Genomic DNA, 12,968 nt, shown 5'->3' with positions numbered 1-12,968 from the left:
GGCCTACTTCCTTCCGCGCAGCGCCTTGAGCCGGTAGAGCTGCTCCAGCGCCTCGCGCGGCGTCAGCGCATCGGGATCCAGCTCGTCCAGCAGGCGATCGCTGTCCGAGTCGGTGGGGCCGAACAGCGACATCTGCGGCGCCGATGCCGCGGCCGCCCTGGCCGAGGGCGGCGGTTCGCGGCCTTCCAGCTCCAGCAGGTGCGCGCGCGCGCTGCGGATCACCGGTGCCGGCACGCCGGCCAGCTGCGCCACCTGCAGGCCGTAGCTGCGGTTGGCCGGGCCTTCCTTGACCTGGTGCAGGAACACCAGGCGTTCCCCGGTTTCGGAGGCGTACTCCGCGGCGTCGAGGTGCGCATTGGCCACGCCCGGCAGTTCGTCCGCCAGCGCCGTCAACTCGAAGTAGTGGGTGGCGAACAGCGTGAAGGAGCGCAGCTTGGCCGCCAGGTGCTCGGCCACCGCGCGGGCCAATGACAGGCCGTCATAGGTGGAGGTGCCGCGGCCGATCTCGTCCATCAGCACCAGGCTCTGCTCGCTGGCGTTGTGCAGGATGTTGGCGGTCTCGCTCATCTCCACCATGAAGGTCGACTGGCCGGAGGCCAGGTCGTCGGCGGCGCCGATGCGGGTGAAGATGCGGTCGATCGGACCGAGGCGCGCCGACTCCGCCGGCACGTAGCAGCCGGCATGCGCCAGCAGCACGATCAGCGCCGTCTGGCGCATGTAGGTGGACTTGCCGCCCATGTTCGGGCCCGTGATCACCAGCAGGCGGCGTTCGTCGTCCAGCGCCAGGTCGTTGGGCACGAAGGGCTCGCGCAGCGTCTGCTCCACCACCGGATGGCGTCCGGCGCGGATGTCGAGGCAGGGCGTAGCCTGCAGCTGCGGCCGGCTCAGGTTCAGGGCCCGCGAGCGCTCGGCGTAGCAGGCCAGCACGTCGAGTTCCGCCAGGGCCTGGGCCGCCTGCTGCAGCGGACGCAGCCGCTGCGCCAGTTGCTCCAGCAGCGCGTCGTACAGCTCCTTCTCGCGCGCCAGGGCGCGGTCGCGCGCCGACAGCACTTGGTCCTCGAACTTCTTGAGCTCGTCGGTGATGTAGCGCTCGTAGTTGGTCAGCGTCTGGCGGCGCGTGTAGTCGGCCGGGATCTTCGCCGCGTGGGTCTTGCCGACCTCGATGTAGTAGCCGTGCACGCGGTTGTATCCGACCTTCAGCGCGTCGATGCCGGTGCGGGCGCGCTCGCGCTGCTCCAGGTCCACCAGGAAGCCGTCGGCGTTCTCGGACAGTTGCCGCAGGTGGTCCAGGGTCTGGTCGTATCCGGTGCGGAACACGCCGCCGTCGCGTGCCAGCAGGGGCGGGGTGTCGGACAGCGCGGCGGCCAGCAGGGCGGCGCTGTCGCCGTGATCGCCCAGCTCGCGGCGCAGCGCGGCCAGCAGCGGCGCCTCGAGCGCCTGCACCGTGGCGGCCACGGCGGGCAGGGCCTGCAGGCTGTTGGACAGTCCCAGCAGGTCACGCGGCCGCGCCGAGCGCAGCGCGATGCGCGCCAGGATGCGTTCGATGTCGACGATGTCGCGCAGGGCCTCGCGCAGGCTGCGGTCGGCGGACTCGTGCAGCAGGCTGGCCACCGCTTCGTAGCGGGCGTTGAGTTGCGCATGGTCGCGCAGCGGGCGTGTCAGCCAGCGGTGCAGCGCACGCGCGCCCATCGGCGTGACGCAGCTATCGAGCACGCTCAGCAGGGTGTAGTCGTGCTGCCCGGAGAGCGAGCGGTCGATCTCCAGGTTGCGCCGCGAGGTGGTGTCGAGGATCAGGGCCTCGCCGGCGGTTTCGGTGCGCAGCCCGGTGACATGGGGCAGGGCGGCCTTTTGCGTCTCCTGCACGTACTGCAGCAGGGCGCCGGCCGCGGCGATGGCGGCGGGCAGTTCCTCGCAGCCGTAGCCGCGCAGGTCGCGCGTGGAGAACTGCGCGGTCAGCAGGCGATAGGCCGAGGCGGGGTCGAAGTGCCAGACCGGACGCAGGCGTGCCGGGAATCCGCCCCAGTCCGCGCCGCCGCCGTCGGCGGCCAGCAGTTCGCTGGGGCGCAGGCGCTGCAGTTCGGACAGCAGGTCCGCGCGCCGCGTTGCCTGCAGCACCGAGAAGCGGCCGGTGGACAGTTCCAGCCAGGCCAGGCCGAAGCCGTCCTTCGTCTCGGCGACCGCAGCCAGCAGGGTCTGGGTGCGGGCGTCGAGCAAGGCCTCGTCGGTGGCGGTGCCGGGGGTGACGATGCGCACGACCTCGCGCCTGACGGGACCCTTCTCCACGCCGACCTCGCCGACCTGCTCGGCGATCACCGCCGACTCGCCGGCCTTGATCAGGCGTGCCAGGTACTGCTCGACGGAATGGTGCGGCATGCCGGCCATCACCACCGGCTGCCCGCCGGACTCGCCGCGCTGCGTCAGCGTGATGTTGAGCAGCCTTGCCGCCTTGCGGGCATCGTCGTAGAACAGCTCGTAGAAATCGCCCATGCGGAACAGCACGAGCGTGTCCGGGTATTGCGCCTTGATGCCGAAGAACTGCTGCATCAGGGGCGTGTGTTCGCTGTAGGGCGTGGCGGCGGTCATGTGCGCGAGGGTTCGAACAAATCGGCCATCCAGCCGCGGCCGCCGCGGCGCAGCAGCGAGGCACCGTAGAGCAGGGCCAGCAGGGCCAGGCTGGCCTGCTGCAGCAGGCTGCCGCCGTGGTCGCGGAGGGCGGGGATGGTGGCCTGCATCGGCGGCGCCAGCAGGTTCACCGCCAGGCCGATCGCCACCGCTCCGGCCGCGGTGATCGCGGCGAAGGCCAGGGCGTGGCGGCGATCATGGATCTTCGCCAGCACGCCGAAGGTGGCGACGTTGGTGGCCGGGCCGGTCAGCAGGAAGGCGATGGCGGCGCCGGGCGAGACGCCGGCGGCGATCAGTACCGCCACCAGCGGCGTCGCGGCGGCGGAGCAGACGTACATCGGCATGCCCAGCAGGGCGAACACCAGGACCTCGATGCCGTCCGGCAGGTCCGACCACAGCACGGTTTCGGCGTAGGGCATGGCGAAGGCCGCCAGTGCGATGCCGGCGACGATCCAGGCGGCGGTGTCGTCCACCAGGTCCACCAGGCCGCTGCGCAGCGCGCGCTTCAGCCGGGGTTCGGCGGGTGCCGGGGCCGCGGGAGCCGCCTTGCCGCAGCCGCAGCAGGCAGGCGCAGGCGCCGCCGCGGCAGGGCCGCGCAGCACGCGCGCCAGCATATAGCCGATGAAGACCGCCAGCAGCGCGGCGCAGGCCACGCGCAGCAGCGTGGCTTCCCAGCCCAGCAGGGGCAGGGAGACGAACAGCGCGGTCAGGCCCACTTCCGGTGTCGCGATCAGGAAGGCCGTGGCCGCGGCCAGCGGCACGCCGCGCTGGATCAGCGACTGGTACAGCGGCAGCACGCCGCAGGAGCAGATCGGCAGCGGCAGCCCCAGGGCCGTGCCGCGCAGAGCCTGGGCCCCGGGGCCGCCTCGCGAGAGCCAGCGCAGCCAGCTCTGCGGCAGTTCGCCGGAGATGAAGCCGCCGATCAGGTAGGCCAGCAGCAGGGCCGGCGCCGACTGCAGGGCCAGGGACAGGAAGCGTTCGTCGAAGCCCGAGGCCCCGGCCTCGTGCGCATGGGCGTGGGCGCCGCCGATCAGCAGCAGCGCGCCGACGGCGGCGAGGTTGCCCAGGCCCTCGTAGGGCGGCCGGCTGGCCTGCTCGGCGGCGTGGTCATCCAGGTGCGGCCGGCCGAAGACCACGTGCAGGATCGAGCCGGCGACCAGGGCCTGGAACCAGGCGCCGGCCTGCAGGCCCAGCACGGCGTTCAGCTCGATGCCCCAGCGGTAGCCGGCGACCGTGCCCAGGCACATCGCGCCGATGGCCAGCGAGGGCAGCAGGGCGCCGAAGACCGGCGCCATCAGCCACCAGACCACCAGGCCGACGGGGATGCTGTGGATCGCCACGGCCAGGGCCAGGGCATCGTGGCGGTGCAGGCTTTCCTCGCCCAGCGGCGACAGCGCGGCGCCGTCGGCCATGCTGTGCAGCACCAGTCCCAGGATCGCCAGCGCCAGCGCGGCGATGTGCGCGCCGCGGCGGGCACGGCTCAACAGGTGCTCGAACAGCGTGGGGCCCAGCAGGCCCAGCAGCAGGAAGGCGGCGCTCCAGGGGCCGCCGTCGACGAAGGCGCCCGGCACCACCTCCAGCAGCACCAGCCCGGCGATGCTGACCAGCACGAAGCCGTCAAGGAAGGCGAGCAGCGCCGGGCGCCGGTGGGCCACCGCATAGATCAGCGGGCCGGACAGCAGCGCGGCGAGCGTGGCGAGGAGCAGCGCGAGGTGCATGAAAAAGTGACGGGGGCCACGTATGGGGTTAACCGAAGACAGGCATTATCCCATAGCATTCGCGGGAGCAAAGGAGGGCGCCTGATGAACAAGGCAGCGTGGGGTCTGCTGGGAGTGGTCGCCGTGGCCGGCGCCGGTTTTGGCGTCTGGCAGTGGCAGAAGGACGACTACGACTACGAGGCCGCCTTCGAGACCCCCGAAGAGCAGCAGCTGCCGCAGGCGCCGGGGGTGATCCTGCGCGTGCCGGAGCTGGCCGGCCGCAGCCCGGACGAGGTGGCGCAGAAGCTCGGTCGCCCGCAGGATTGCGAGGACTCCCTCTACAGCCGCCGCTGCCGCTACCCCGACGCCCGCGCCGCCGTGCTCTACATCGACGGGAAGGCCAGCTGGTTCACCGCGGATTTCGGGGATTCCGGCTACCCCCTGCAGGCCGAGACCCTGGCCGCCCTGGGCCTGCCCGAGGGCAAGCCGCAGCAGGCGAGCAAGCGCGAACTGGTCTGGACCGGGCTGCCCGGCTACCAGGAGATCCACCTCTACGGCGACAGCCAGGGAATCGTGACCCATGCGCTCATCAAAGTGGCTGCTCGCTAGCCTTCTGGCTGCGGCGAGCCTCGCCGCGCAGGCCGAACCCCTGGGCATCCTGCGCGTCACGCCGGCGGGCGACGATGTCAAGGACACGCGCCAGGTCGTGATTGCCTTCGACCGTGCCGTGGTCCCGCTGGGGCGCATGGAGCGCGAGGCTTCCGAGGTGCCGGTGACGATCAGCCCGGCGATCCGCTGCGACTGGCGCTGGCTGGACCCCGCGACCCTGGCCTGCAACATCCCTTCCGAGGAAAACCTGCGGCTGGCGTCGCGCTACGAGATCGACATCCGGCCCGAGTTCGTCAGCGAGCAGGGCGAGAAGCTGGAGCACGGCCTGACGGTGCGATTCACCACCGAGCGCCCGATCCTGCGCTACAGCCGCGTATCCGACTGGGATGGCCCCGGCCAGCCGGTGATCTATGCGCGCTTCAGCCAGCCGGTCACCGCCGCCTCCATCGCGGCGGCCTTCCGCCTGGGCGGCACGGCGCTGCAGGCCCGGGCCGATCCGGACGACCGCGACATGCCGTTCTGGACACCGCAGGGCGAGGCGCGCGAGCAGTGGCTGCTGCGGCCGGCGCGGCCGCTGCCGCTGGACAGCAGCCAGCGCCTGTGGCTCTCGCCCGGTCTGGAGTCGGCCTTCGGCACCGCCACCGGCATCGAGGATCGCGAGATCGACACGGTCCAGACCTTCCCGGAGCTGCGCCTGCTGGGCGTCAGCTGCCTGCGCAACGCCGCGCCGGGCGTGGAGCCGGAGTGGGGCCTGGTCGGCAAGGGCCAGAGCTGCGACCCCCTGGGCGGCGCGGTGCTGTCCTTCAGCGCGCCGGTACGCACGGCCGAGATGAAGGGCCGCCTGGTCCTGGAGCCCGATCCGCGCAAGGCCTTCAAGAAGGACTACGATCCCTGGGCGAATTCCGGCGACGAGGGCGGCAGCATCGGCGGCCATTCCCGCGGCGCCAGCTATGCCATCCCGCTGCCCTTCAACTTCATCGGCGGCACCCGCTACAGCGGCAGCCTGTCGGCCGGCCTGCGCGATGTCTTCGGCCGCGAGCTGAAGGTCAGCGCCTTCGCCTTCGATACCGGCGACCGCACCCCGCGCCTGGTGTTCGAGCACGAACGCGCGGTGATCGAGTCCGGCCTGGATTCCGAGGTGCCGGCCATCGTCACCAACCTGTCCGCCATCGACACGCGCTTCGACCGTCTCACCGCGGCGGGCCTGCAGAAGGACCAGTCTCACCGGGTGCCGGTGGCGGCGGTGCGCAACATCGCCTTCGCGATGCCGCTGGACGTGCGCGGCATGGTCGGCGGGGCTTCCGGCGCCGTCAGCGGCAGCCTGACCACCCAGCCGTCTACCTCCAGCCAGCCGCAGCGCTTCTTCGCCGAGGTGACGCCCTGGCAGGTGCACGCCAAGCTGGGGCATTCGAACCTGCTGGTCTGGGTCACCGAGATGGCCACCGGCAAGCCGGTGGCCAAGGCCAGGGTCAGCGTGCTGCTGGGCTTCGGCGGCGAGAGCAAGGCCGAGGCCGTGACCGACAGCGACGGCATGGCCGAACTGCCGGGCTCGGCGGAGCTCGATCCGAAACTGGAGCATGCCGGCTGGCGGCCGGAGAAACCCCTGATGGTACGCGTGGCCCGGGACCGGGATCTGGCCCTGCTGCCGCTGGAGTACGAGTTCCAGGTGGACGTCTACCGCGCGTCGCGCAACCAGTTCTCCGAATGGCGGCGGCCCAAGCACGGCCACCTGCGCTCCTGGGGCACCACGGCGCAGGGCGTCTACCGCGCCGGCGAGACCGTGCAGTACAAGGTCTACGTGCGCGACGAAGCCGGGCGCTCGCTGGCGCCGGCACCCAAGTCCGCCTACACGCTGAAGGTCTACGATCCCGCCGGCAATGCCGTGCTGGAGCGCGCCGACCAGGCGCTGTCGGAGTTCGGCGCACTGTCCGGCGAGCTGAAGCTGGCGGAGCGCGCCGCGGTTGGCTGGTACCGCTTCGAGCTGACGCCGTCCTTCGCCAAGGACTCGCCGCTGGAGCCGCTGCGCGTGCTGGTCAGCGACTTCACGCCGGCACCGTTCCGGGTGAGCGCGGAACTGCGCGCCCACGAGGCCAGGCCGGGCGACGAGGTGGAAGCCGTGCTGGGTGCGCGCCTGCATGGCGGCGGTGCCTTCACCGGCGCGCCGGCGCGCCTGGTCGTGCGCGTGGACGCTGCGTCCTTCGGTTCCACCGATCCCGCGGCGGCGGACTTCCAGTTCAGCAGCTACGAGGCGCGCGCCGCCGAGCCGCTGCTGGACACCGAAACCCGGCTCGACGGGCAGGGCCAGTTCGCGCAGAAGCTGAAGCTGCCGCAGATCGAAACGCCCTACGGGCGCCTGCTGTTCGACGCCACCGTGCAGGACGATCGCGGCAAGGGCATCGGCGCCCAGGCCTCGGTTCCGTACTACGGCCGCGACCGCTATGCCGGCGTGCGCTGGTCCGGCTGGATGCTGACGCAGGGCAAGCCGGCCAGCGTGGATGCCATGGTGGTGGATACCGCCGGCCAGCCGGTCAGGGGGCAGCCCTACTACGTCAAGATCGACCGGCAGGAAACGCATGCCGCGCGCGTCAAGGGCGCCGGCAATGCCTACATCACGCGCTACGTGCAGAAGTGGAAGCGCGTCTCCACCTGCAAGGGACGTTCCTCGGCCGCAGGCATGGCCTGCGAGTTCACGCCGGACGCCAGCGGCGAGTTCCGCGTCACGGTCATGACCCGCGACACGCAGAACCGCCTCCACGAGTCCTCCACCTGGATCTACGCCCAGGGTGCCGACGAGGTCTTGTGGGAGGACACGCCGGACTACAGCCTGGAATTGCGCGCCGACCGCCATGAATACAAGGACGGCGAGACGGCGAAGCTGATGGTGAAGAACCCGTTTCCCGGCGCCCGGGCGCTGGTGACGGTGGAGCGCTACGGCGTGCTGGACCGCTGGGTGCAGAAGCTGTCGGGCTCGACGCCCGAGATCCGCATCCCGGTCAAGCCCGAGTACTTCCCGGGCGCCTACGTCTCGGTGGTGGTGATGTCGCCGCGCGTCGAGCAGCCGGTCAAGGACGGCGTGGACCTGGGCAAGCCCAGCTTCCGCATGGGCTACCTGGCGCTGCGCGTCAACGACCCCACGCGCGAGATGGCGGTCAAGGTGACTCCGCAGCACGAGGAACTGCGCCCGCGCGAGAGCGTGAAGATCGAGTTGGAGGCCAAGCCGCGCCACAGGAAGCCGGGCGACCGCATCGAGTACGCGGTGGCGGTGCTGGACGAGGCGGTGTTCGACCTGATCCGCGACGGCAAGGACTACTTCGACCCGCTCAAGGGCTTCACCCGGCTCGATGACCTGGACGTGGGCAACTACGGCCTGCTGACGCGGCTGGTCGGACGCCAGAAGTTCGAGAAGAAGGGGGCCAACCCGGGCGGCGACGGCGGCAGCGACCTGTCGATGCGCAGCATCGACAAGTACGTGGCCTACTGGAATCCCTCGCTGCCGGCGGATGCCAGCGGCCGCGCGCGCTTCGAGTTCCAGGCGCCGGACAATCTCACCGGCTGGCGCGTACTGGCGCTGGCGGTGACGCCGGACGACCGCATGGGCCTGGGCCAGGCCGTGGTCAGGGTCAACAAGAACGCCGAACTGCGGCCGGCGCTGCCCAACCAGGTGATTGCCGGCGACCGCTTCGACGCCGGCTTCACGCTGCTGAACCGCGGCAAGGGCGAGCGCCGCTTCACGCTGGCGATCAAGGCCGAGGGCGCGGCGCAGGGCATGAAGAGCGAGACCTTCACGCTCAAGCCCTTCGAGCGGCGCACGGTCTACCTGCCGCTGCAGGCCGCCGCGGCCGGCGACATCCGCCTCAGCGCCACGGCGGGCGAGGGCAAGGACGCCGACGCGCTGGCGCAGACGCTCAAGGTGCTGGCGCGCAAGCCCAACATCACGGTGGCGGACTACGGCCACTTCGAGGGCGAGGCCGAGGTCCGCATCCCGCTGAAGCTGCCGGAGACGCTGGAGCGCGGCGAGCTGAAGTTCACGTTCGCGCCCACGGTGCTGGGCGATCTCGACGGTGCCTTCGGCTATGTCCGCAACTACCCCTATGCCTGCTGGGAGCAGCGCCTGACCAAGGCGGTGATGGCGGCGCACTACCTCAAGCTGCGCCCGCGCCTGAAGACCGTGGGCGACTGGCCGGAGGCCCAGCAGCTGGCCAGCGCCACGCTGGAGCAGGCGGCCAGCTTCCAGGCGGAGGAGGGCGGCATGGGCTTCTGGACGCCGGACAGCCAGCGCCAGAGTCCCTATCTCTCCGCCTATACCGCGCTGGCCTTCGGCTGGATGAAGGACCTGGGCTACGAGCCGCCGAAGCTGGTCTGGGACAAGCTCGACGGCTACCTCGAAAAGCTGCTCAAGGAGGATATCCAGGCCGAGGGCTACGACGCACCGGAGACGCGTGCCCAGGTGCGCGCGGTGGCGCTGGCGGCGCTGGCGCAGCGCGGCAAGCTGAAGAAGGAAGACCTGGACCGCTACGCCAGCTGGCTGCCGCGCATGGGCCTGTTCGGCCAGGCGCTGTTCCTGCAGGCGGCGAGCCGCGTCGACGGCACGGAGCCGCTGATGAAGCAGGCCCGCGACCTGATCCTGTCGCGCGGCCAGGAGTCCGCCGGCAGCCTGATGCTGCGCGAGGACGGCGACTCCAGCTGGCATTGGTGGCTGCTCGGCTCCGAGCTGCGCTCCAACTGCGCGGCGCTGTCGGCCTTCACCGGCCGCTACGGCTGGGACGCGGCGATGCAGGAGCTGCCGATGAAGCTGACGCGCGCCATCACCCAGGGCCGCGGCAACCGCTTCCACTGGAGCAACACGCAGGAGAACCTGTTCTGCACGCGCGCCTTCATCGAGTACGCCGACCGCTTCGAGTCGGTGACGCCCGACATCCTGGCGCAGGTGCTGCTGGGCGAGGCGAAGCTCGGCGAGGTGCGCGTGACGCGCGAGGCCGGCGGCCAGCTGCAGAAGCCGGTGACGCCGGAGCAGGCCGGCGCCGCGCCGCCGATCCTGATCCGCTCGCAGGGCCAGGGACGCGGCTACTACACCGCGGCGCTGAGCTATGTCGAGAAGGAATCCGCCGCCAAGGCGATCAACGCCGGCCTGGAGACGCGCCGCAGCTACGCCGTGCTGCGCGACAAGACCTGGGTGCCGATGGAGCCGCCGCTGAAGCTCAGGCGCGGCGACAAGGTCCGCGTCGAGCTGCTGCTGAACGCGCCGTCCTGGGCCACCTATGTGGCGGTGGAGGACCCGGTGCCGGGCGGCCTGGAGCCGATCAACCCGGACCTGGCGGGCGTGCCCGGCGACGACGCGGCGCTGGACAGCGGCGGCTCCTACGCCTTCTACCACCGCGAGCTGCGCCATGACTCCGTGCGCTTCTTCGCCGACTCCATCGGTCCCGGCGAGTACCGCATGGCCTGGATCGGCGTGGCGGTGGCGACCGGCGAATTCGCCGCGCCGGAGACGCATGCCGAACTGATGTACAGCCCCGAGGTGTTCGGCAACGGCCTGCCGGCACGGCTGACGGTGACCGAATGAGCGAGGAAGCCACCCTGGAAGGCGAGCACCGCGAGCGCGAGCAGAACCGGCTGGCGGTGGAGGCGCTGGAGGACAATGGCGACGATCTCGCCACCCCGCGCGAGATCGACCATTTCATCTACTTCGACGACCTGGACGGCCTGACGCGTTTCGAGCAGCAGGTGCAGGGTCTCGGGTTCCGCCTGCGGCATCATGTCGAGACGGAACAGGGCAGGCCGGGGCTGCAGGTCTACCGCATCGACATCCCCTCGCTCGAGCGGATCGATGAGGTGACGCTGCCGCTGTACCGGGCGGCGCTGGCATGCGGCGGCCAGTACGACGGCTGGGAGTCGCAGGTCGTGGAGTGATGCGGCGCCTCGCCAGGGCCGTCGCGGGCCTGTTCGCGCTGCTGCTGCTGGCGACCCTGCTGGCGCAGCGGCCGTTGCCGCGCACGCTGGAGCCGCAGCCCGGCGCCACCGCGCGGGCGCAGGCCCTGGTGCTGGACCGCGAAGGCCGGCCGCTGAACCTGCGCTACGACGGCGGCTGGAACCTGCAGGAGCGCGTGCCGCTGGAACAGGTGCCGCCGCTGCTGCGGCGGGCCTTCGTCGAGGCCGAGGACCGGCGCTTCTGGACGCACCATGGCGTGGACTGGCGGGCGCGCCTGTCCGCTGCCTGGACCAACCTGCGCGCCGGACGCTCGCTGCGCGGCGCCAGCACCATCACCGAGCAGGCCCTGCGCGTGATCAACCCGCGCCCGCGCACGCTGTGGTCGCGCTGGGTGGAGGGCTTAGAGGCGCTGCGCCTGGACGCGCGCTTCGCCAAGCCCGACCTGCTGGAGTTCTATCTCAACCAGGTGCCCTACGGCGCCAACCGCCGCGGTGTGGCGCCGGCGGCGCGCTACTACTTCGGACGCAGCCTCGAAACCCTGTCGGAGCGCGAGATGCTGGCCCTGGCGGTGCTGGTGCGTGCGCCCTCGCGCCTGCTGCGCCAGCCCGAAGCGCTGGACGCCGGCATTGCGCGCCTGGCCCGGCGGCTGGCGGAGGAGGGTGCCCTGCCGCCGGGGCGCATGGCGGCACTGCAGGCGCAGAAGCTGGCCTGGGCCCGGCAGCCGCCGGAACTGCAGGCCGCGCACTTCGCGCTGGAACTGCAGCGCCGGCACCCTTCCGCGGCGCCGCAGCGCAGCAGCCTGGATACCGCGCTGCAGGCCAGCGCCGAGGGCTTCCTGCGGCAGCGGCTGCAGGGCCTGCGCTCGCAGGGCGTGCGCCAGGGAGCGCTGCTGGCGGTGGATCTGCAGGACAACCGAGTGCGTGCCTATGCCACGGTGGACGACGAGCATCCGGAGGTGATCGGCGTGGACGCGGTGCAGGCGCTGCGCCAGCCAGGTTCCACGCTCAAGCCGCTGCTCTACGCCATGGCGATCGAGAAGGGCTGGACCGCCGATACCGTGCTGGACGACAGCCGCCTGACCGAGCGCGTCAATGCCGGACTGCACGAATACCGCAACTACAGCCGCATGCACTACGGCCGGGTGACGCTGCGCGAGGCGCTGGGCAATTCGCTCAACATCCCGGCGCTGAAGACCCTGCAGTTCGTCGGTGGCGAGCCCTTCCTGCAGCGCTTGCGGGCGCTGGGCATGGAGGGCCTGTCGCGCCATCCGGATTTCTACGGCGACGGCATCGCCCTGGGCAACGGCGAGGTGTCGCTGTTCCAGCTGGTGCAGGCCTATGCCGCGCTGGCGCGGAGCGGGCGCTGGCAGCCGCTGAGCCTGCTGGAGAACGATCCGGCGCCGCGGCCGCTGCGGCCGCTGATCCAGCCGGCGGCGGCGCGCGCGATCAGCGAGATCATTTCCGACCCGCAGGCGCGGCTGCTGGAGTTCGGCGACGGCGGCCTGCTGCGCTTTCCGGCGGAGACGGCGGTGAAGACCGGCACCTCCAGCGATTACCGCGACGCCTGGACCGTGGCCTACAACGGCCGCTGGCTGGTCGGGGCCTGGATGGGCAACCTCTCCGGCCGCGAGACCGACGGCATCACCGGCGCCCAGGGGCCGGCCCTGCTGACCCGCTCCCTGCTGGCGCGGCTGCCGCCGGACCGGCCGCTGGATCGGGCCTTGCGCAGCGGCCATCTGCGGCCGGAGCAGCCGGCGGAGCCGGTGGTGACGGAACTCCGCCCGGCCGAGCCGAGGCTCAGCCAGCCCTTCGAGGGCCTGATGCTGGCCATGGATCCCCGCATCCCGGACCGGCTGGAGGCCTTCGAGTTCGTGGCCGAATGGGACCGCCCGCTGCGCCGCAGCACCTGGCACGTGAACGGGGCGGCGCCGGTGACGGTCGAAGGAGACCGCTACCTCTGGCCGCTGGCCCGGGGCCGGCAGCGGGTCTGGGCCGAGCTGGAGTCCGAGGACGGCCGGCGCGGCCGCACGCCCGAGGCTACGTTCCTGGTGAAGTGAAATTTCCTTCCTGATCAGGGCACAGGACTTGCTTCTTCAGAAAGCACTCGACTAC

Annotated in this window: 6 protein-coding genes; 4 read left to right on the top strand and 2 right to left on the bottom strand. The window is 71.5% G+C overall.

All coding sequences use genetic code 11. From position 1 onward, the window contains the following. Positions 1–3: 3 nt before the first annotated feature. On the bottom strand, positions 4–2,583 hold the full coding sequence (mutS, locus tag C3942_RS16155) for a DNA mismatch repair protein MutS (protein ID WP_104231395.1): 2,580 nt from the start codon (positions 2,581–2,583) through the stop codon (positions 4–6). After that, positions 2,580–4,340, bottom strand: a complete 1,761-nt coding sequence (locus C3942_RS16150) for a permease (protein ID WP_104231394.1) — start codon at positions 4,338–4,340, stop codon at positions 2,580–2,582. Before C3942_RS16150 ends, mutS begins: the two co-directional genes overlap by 4 nt. A gap of 84 nt (positions 4,341–4,424) precedes the next feature. On the opposite strand from C3942_RS16150, the gene C3942_RS16145 reads away from it, so the two are divergent. The 4 genes from C3942_RS16145 to C3942_RS22390 are packed head-to-tail and all read left to right on the top strand — an operon-like array spanning position 4,425 to position 12,913. Further along, positions 4,425–4,928, top strand: a complete 504-nt coding sequence (locus C3942_RS16145) for a hypothetical protein (RefSeq protein WP_104231393.1) — start codon at positions 4,425–4,427, stop codon at positions 4,926–4,928. Next, positions 4,900–10,491: an alpha-2-macroglobulin family protein gene (locus C3942_RS16140; RefSeq protein ID WP_104231392.1), complete on the top strand. Its 5,592-nt coding sequence runs from the start codon at positions 4,900–4,902 to the stop codon at positions 10,489–10,491. Before C3942_RS16145 ends, C3942_RS16140 begins: the two co-directional genes overlap by 29 nt. Continuing rightward, positions 10,488–10,838, top strand: coding sequence for a ribonuclease E inhibitor RraB (locus tag C3942_RS16135; RefSeq protein WP_104231391.1), 351 nt, complete (start codon positions 10,488–10,490; stop codon positions 10,836–10,838). Before C3942_RS16140 ends, C3942_RS16135 begins: the two co-directional genes overlap by 4 nt. Next, positions 10,838–12,913 (top strand): transglycosylase domain-containing protein, encoded by a 2,076-nt coding sequence (locus C3942_RS22390; RefSeq protein WP_165797486.1) that lies wholly within the window; start codon positions 10,838–10,840, stop codon positions 12,911–12,913. Before C3942_RS16135 ends, C3942_RS22390 begins: the two co-directional genes overlap by 1 nt. The last annotated feature ends 55 nt before the right edge of the window (positions 12,914–12,968 follow it).

It is taken from the genome of Solimonas fluminis (assembly GCF_002930645.1).
Taxonomy (GTDB): Bacteria; Pseudomonadota; Gammaproteobacteria; order Nevskiales; family Nevskiaceae; genus Solimonas_A; species Solimonas_A fluminis.
The sequence above is the reverse complement of the archived record's forward strand: the minus strand, read 5'-3'. Positions and strand labels throughout refer to the sequence as shown.

What these genes read in the sequence shown, in the direction of transcription:
- mutS (WP_104231395.1), bottom strand. Translation starts at nt 2,583, where the DNA reads ATGACCGCCGCCACGCCCTACAGCGAACACACGCCCCTGATGCAGCAG.
- C3942_RS16150 (WP_104231394.1), bottom strand. Translation starts at nt 4,340, where the DNA reads ATGCACCTCGCGCTGCTCCTCGCCACGCTCGCCGCGCTGCTGTCCGGC.
- C3942_RS16145 (WP_104231393.1), top strand. Translation starts at nt 4,425, where the DNA reads ATGAACAAGGCAGCGTGGGGTCTGCTGGGAGTGGTCGCCGTGGCCGGC.
- C3942_RS16140 (WP_104231392.1), top strand. Translation starts at nt 4,900, where the DNA reads ATGCGCTCATCAAAGTGGCTGCTCGCTAGCCTTCTGGCTGCGGCGAGC.
- C3942_RS16135 (WP_104231391.1), top strand. Translation starts at nt 10,488, where the DNA reads ATGAGCGAGGAAGCCACCCTGGAAGGCGAGCACCGCGAGCGCGAGCAG.
- C3942_RS22390 (WP_165797486.1), top strand. Translation starts at nt 10,838, where the DNA reads ATGCGGCGCCTCGCCAGGGCCGTCGCGGGCCTGTTCGCGCTGCTGCTG.